Source organism: Paenibacillus zanthoxyli JH29, assembly GCF_000520715.1.
Lineage (GTDB): Bacteria > Bacillota > Bacilli > Paenibacillales > Paenibacillaceae > Paenibacillus_AQ > Paenibacillus_AQ zanthoxyli.
In genome coordinates this window covers 1-4,550 of record NZ_ASSD01000408.1, presented here as the reverse complement: position 1 = coordinate 4,550, position 4,550 = coordinate 1, and the positions used below count along the sequence as shown (strand labels likewise).

General features: G+C 51.9%; 5 protein-coding genes. All 5 read left to right on the top strand.

All coding sequences use genetic code 11. From position 1 onward, the window contains the following. A partial coding sequence (locus tag L691_RS29085; protein ID WP_036737222.1) for a glycosyltransferase occupies window positions 1-329 on the top strand: 329 nt, incomplete at its 5' end. After that, the gene (locus tag L691_RS30725; RefSeq protein WP_025691364.1) at window positions 292-1,479 is read left to right on the top strand and encodes a glycosyltransferase family 2 protein; all 1,188 of its coding nucleotides are present in this window, start codon (window positions 292-294) and stop codon (window positions 1,477-1,479) included. The genes L691_RS29085 and L691_RS30725, both read left to right, overlap by 38 nt. After that, a complete protein-coding gene (locus L691_RS0115410) occupies window positions 1,436-2,494 on the top strand; it encodes a glycosyltransferase family 1 protein (protein ID WP_232229202.1) in 1,059 nt (352 codons plus the stop codon). The genes L691_RS30725 and L691_RS0115410 overlap by 44 nt, the downstream gene beginning before the upstream one ends. Before the next feature lie 5 nt (window positions 2,495-2,499). Then, on the top strand, window positions 2,500-3,447 hold the full coding sequence (locus L691_RS0115405) for a glycosyltransferase family A protein (RefSeq protein WP_025691362.1): 948 nt from the start codon (window positions 2,500-2,502) through the stop codon (window positions 3,445-3,447). Next, entirely contained in the window at window positions 3,444-4,517 is a 1,074-nt protein-coding gene (locus L691_RS0115400; protein ID WP_025691361.1) for an EpsG family protein, read from the top strand. Before L691_RS0115405 ends, L691_RS0115400 begins: the two co-directional genes overlap by 4 nt. Window positions 4,518-4,550: the final 33 nt, after the last annotated feature.

Here is a 4,550-nt window from a genome sequence, read left to right as displayed (position 1 = left end):
GGGAGGGCCTGCCGGTCAATATTATGGAAGCGATGGCCTGCGGCCTTCCCGTTATCGCAACAAGAAACAGGGGGCATGCGGAGCTTGTAAGGCACGGAGAGAACGGATATATCGTTGAACCGGGTCAGGAGGAGCCGTTCGCCGAGCATATGCTTCGCCTGTGCCGATCCATGGAGTTACGGAGCAGGCTCGGCACGAGAAGCCTGGAGCTTACCGAAGCTTATAAATTGCCATCGGTCGTAGAGGAGCTTGCGTCAATCTACTCCAGGCATATGAGAGAGGAGGGGGGGGATGAAGCCGGAAATCAGCGTTATCATGCCCATATATAATATGGAAGCCTACTTGCCGAGATGTCTGGACAGTCTGCTCGGCCAAAGCTTCGGCGATCTGGAGATTATCGCGGTTAACGACGGCTCGACGGACGGCAGTCTCCCCATTCTCGAACAATATGCTGGCAGGGACGGCCGCATAGTTCTCATCAACCGGAGCAACGGCGGCGTATCTTCCGCCCGCAATGAAGGCATCAGGCACGCAGCGGGAAGGTACATCGCCTTTGTCGATCCGGATGATTGGGTAGACCGGGAGATGTTTATGGCGATGCGCCAAGCGGCGGAGGACGAGGATGCGGATATCGTCATGTGTACGTATGTGCGCGAGTTCGGTACGCACGCGAAAGAGAAAATATTCCGGCTGCCGGATGTGCAGGTATACCGGGGTGAAGAGGTTCAGGAGCATATTACGAGACGGCTGTTTGGTCCGCTGAGAGAGGAACTGGCGCAGCCTGATTATTTGGACGCCTGGGGACCCGTGTGGGGCAAGCTGTACCGGGCGGATCTGATTCACAGAGCGGCGGCCTCTTTTATCGATCTGGAAATCATCGGAACCAATGAGGACTCACTCTTTAACATTCATGTATGTCACTATGCACGCTCCTTCGTCTTTCTAAATCGTCCGTTCTATCATTATTGGAAATCCAACACTTCATCCATTACCTCACGTTACAACCCCAAGTTGGAGAGTAAATTCACCAAGCTGTACGGTTATATGAACTCTTTTATTGCAGAGCATGAACTGCCGGCGGAATATACTCAGGCGCTCCGCAACCGGGTGTGCATCAATATACTGGGACTCGGTCTCAACATTATGAGTGAAGATTACAAGGTATCGCCATTTGCCAAAATCAAGGATATTCACTCGCTTATCTCCAAGCGGGAAGTGGTCTTGGCGTTTGCCGGATTTGAGCTGAGGTACTGCACCAAAGCCTGGAGAATCTTTTTCCTGCTGGGAAAATGGAGATTGGCTGCGGGGATCTATCTGATGCTGAAGGCAATCAACCAATTGCGAATCAAGAATACGAGAGGTGTGGACAATGGAACCCGTTCGAATTCTTCAGGTCGTCACCATGATGAATCGGGGCGGACTGGAGACTATGCTCATGAACTACTACCGTCAGATGGACCGAGGCAAAATTCAGTTTGACTTTATGGTTCACCGGCTGGAGAGAGGCCACTACGATGACGAAATCGAATCGCTTGGCGGGGTCATCTACCGCATGCCGCCAATCAGACCGGGAAATTACCGGCTGTACTTTAAAAAATTGGCGGAGTTCTTTGGTACACACTCGGAATACCGCGTCGTTCATTCCCACATCAATGAGAACAGCAGCTTTGTTCTGCGGGCGGCGAAGCAGGCCGGAATTCCGTGCCGGATCGCGCACAGCCATTTAAGCGACCTGAAACTGGATTTGAAGTTTCCTTTCCGCGTATACGCGAAAGCGATCATGAAGGATAATCCAACCCGGTATTTTGCCTGCTCGAAGAACGCGGGACGCTGGCTGTTCGGCAAAGGGATTGAGAAGACAGACGATTTGATTGTCATGAATAACGCCATCAACCTTCGGGAGTTCGCATTAGACCTTTCCGCGCGCGAACAGGTGAGAGATGAGCTTCAGGCGGGCGAACGTCTGGTGATCGGCCATGTCGGCCGGTTTAACGAGCAGAAGAACCACTCGTTTCTGATTGACATCTTTCACAGCATCTACAGGAGAAATCCCAATGTGCTTCTGGTTCTGGTTGGGGCGGGGCAGCTGGAGCCGGCGATCCGGCGTAAAGTCGAAAAGCTGGGGTTAAGCGGCAATGTCGCCTTCCTGGGCGTCCGTTCCGATATTTCCAGGCTGATGCAGGGCATGGATCTGTTCCTGTTCCCTTCCCTGTACGAAGGGCTTCCTGTCGTTCTTGTCGAAGCGCAGGCCGCAGGACTAAGATGCGTCGCTTCTAGCGCAATTACCAAGGAGGCGGATTTAACGGGCAGGGTGCGGTTTATCGGTCTGCAGGACTCCCCAGACCATTGGGCGCTGGCGGTGCTGGATTCTTCCTACGAGCATGCGGATACATCGGAGCAGCTGCGCGACAGCGGATATGACTCCGCGCAGACCGCCGAGTGGCTGGCCTCCTTCTACCATTCGGCGTGGCGGCCAATTCTTAACCCGAGGTGATTACAATGGTTCCTTCGCTTACGGTCTTTACTCCGACTTACAATAGAGCGCATACCCTCCATCTATGCTATGAGAGCCTGCTTAGGCAGTCCTGCAAGGATTTTGTCTGGCTGATTATCGACGACGGCTCCACAGACCGGACCAAGGAACTGGTAAAGGGCTGGATAAGCGAAGCCAGGATAGCCATCCGTTATCACGATCAGGACAATCAGGGCATGCACGGCGCGCATAATGCGGCCTACGAACGAATGGATACGGAGCTTAACATCTGCATCGATTCGGATGATTATTTGGCCGATGATGCGGTGGATAAAATCCTCACCTTCTGGAAGAAGTACGGAAGTGAGCAGTATGCCGGTATCGTGGGCCTGGACGCTTCGCCGGACGGGGAAATTATCGGAACGGGCATGCCGGAGGGGCTGAAAGCGTCGACGCTGAGCGGCCTGTATGCCAAGTGGAAGGTCAAGGGCGATAAGAAGCTGGTGTACCGTACCGCCATGACTAGCAGCGTTCCGCCTTACCCGATTTTTCCGGGCGAGAAATATGTTCCACTCTCCTATAAATATCTGCTGATCGATCAGCAGCTCCCGCTGCTGGTCATGAACGAGGTACTCTGCTATGTGGAATACAGAGCCGACGGCTCAAGCCTGAACATGATGAATCAGTACCGCAAAAACCCGCGGGGCTTCGCTTTTTTTCGGAAAGTGGCGATGGTTTATGCGCCTTCGTTCAAGGAAAGGCTTCGCGAAGCGGTCCATTACGTGTCCAGCAGCTTGATCATGGGGAACCGGAAATTTATTGCGGAGTCCCCGCGAAAGGGAATGACTGTGCTGGCGCTTCCGCTGGGAAGCTTGCTGTACCTGTACATTCGGCGGACACAGCGCGCAGCGCCGATTTCTGCGAAAGAAACGCCGAGTAAGATCAGGCCGGTTCAGGAGAGTGACTCCCAATGACCGTTTTATGGATTCTCTTGGCTTTTGCCTATCTATTCTCGCTTTCGGCCAGGTATTTTTCCACACCGGACGTATCTCTTCCTGCAACCGTCAGACCCAACCGTCTCCTGTTCCTCGCTACGGCCATCCTGTTCTGTATCGTTTCCGGGCTGCGGAAGAATATCGGCGATACGGAGATGTATATCCATTCATATCTCACAGATGATTTCACTTGGCAGTATGTGTGGACCAACGACGACATCGGCTTTAATATTTTTCAAAAAATCTTGAAGATGTACACGAACGATCCGCAGTACATGATTCTGATTACGGCGGTTATCACCAACATACTCATTATTATGATGCTGTATAAATATGCGCGGCTGTTCGAGCTGGGCGTGTACATCTACATTACTTCCGGCGCGTTTATCGTCTCCATGAACGGAATCCGGCAGTATTTGGCGACTTCGATCGTATTCGCTGCGACGAAATATCTGTTTGAAGGCAACTGGAAGAAGTATATCCCGGTGGTCCTGTTCGCTTCTTTGTTCCATCAAAGCGCGCTGATTCTGATTCCAATCTTTTTCATCGTCAGGAGAAAAGCTTGGACAGCCTCGACTCTGCTGCTGCTCGGTGTCGCGGTCCTGATCGTCTTCGGCTACAGTCAATTCTCCGAAGTTTTGTTCTCGGCGATTAAGGATACGCAGTATGGCGTGTACCAGACCTTGTCGGAGGGCGGCGCGAATATTGTGCGGGTGGCCTTTTTCGGATTGCCGCTGGTCATTGCTTATCTTGGCAGGAAGAAGCTGAGCGCAACGTTCCCTGACATTGACATTATTGTCAACATGTCGCTGATCGGATTTGTGCTGATGCTGGTCGCTACCCAGAACTGGATCTTTGCTAGACTGGCGATTTATTTTACCCTTTATCAGATTTTGCTTACGGCATGGATGGTGAAGGCGTTCCGCAGAAAGGATCAGAAGCTGGTATATCTGGTTATCTTGATCGTGTACCTAATCTATTTCTTCTATGAAAATGTGATCACTCTCGGCATTGATTATAGAAGCAACTTTATCACCTGGTTCAACTAAGTCCAGCGGTATGATGTCAAGTTCCTGATTCTT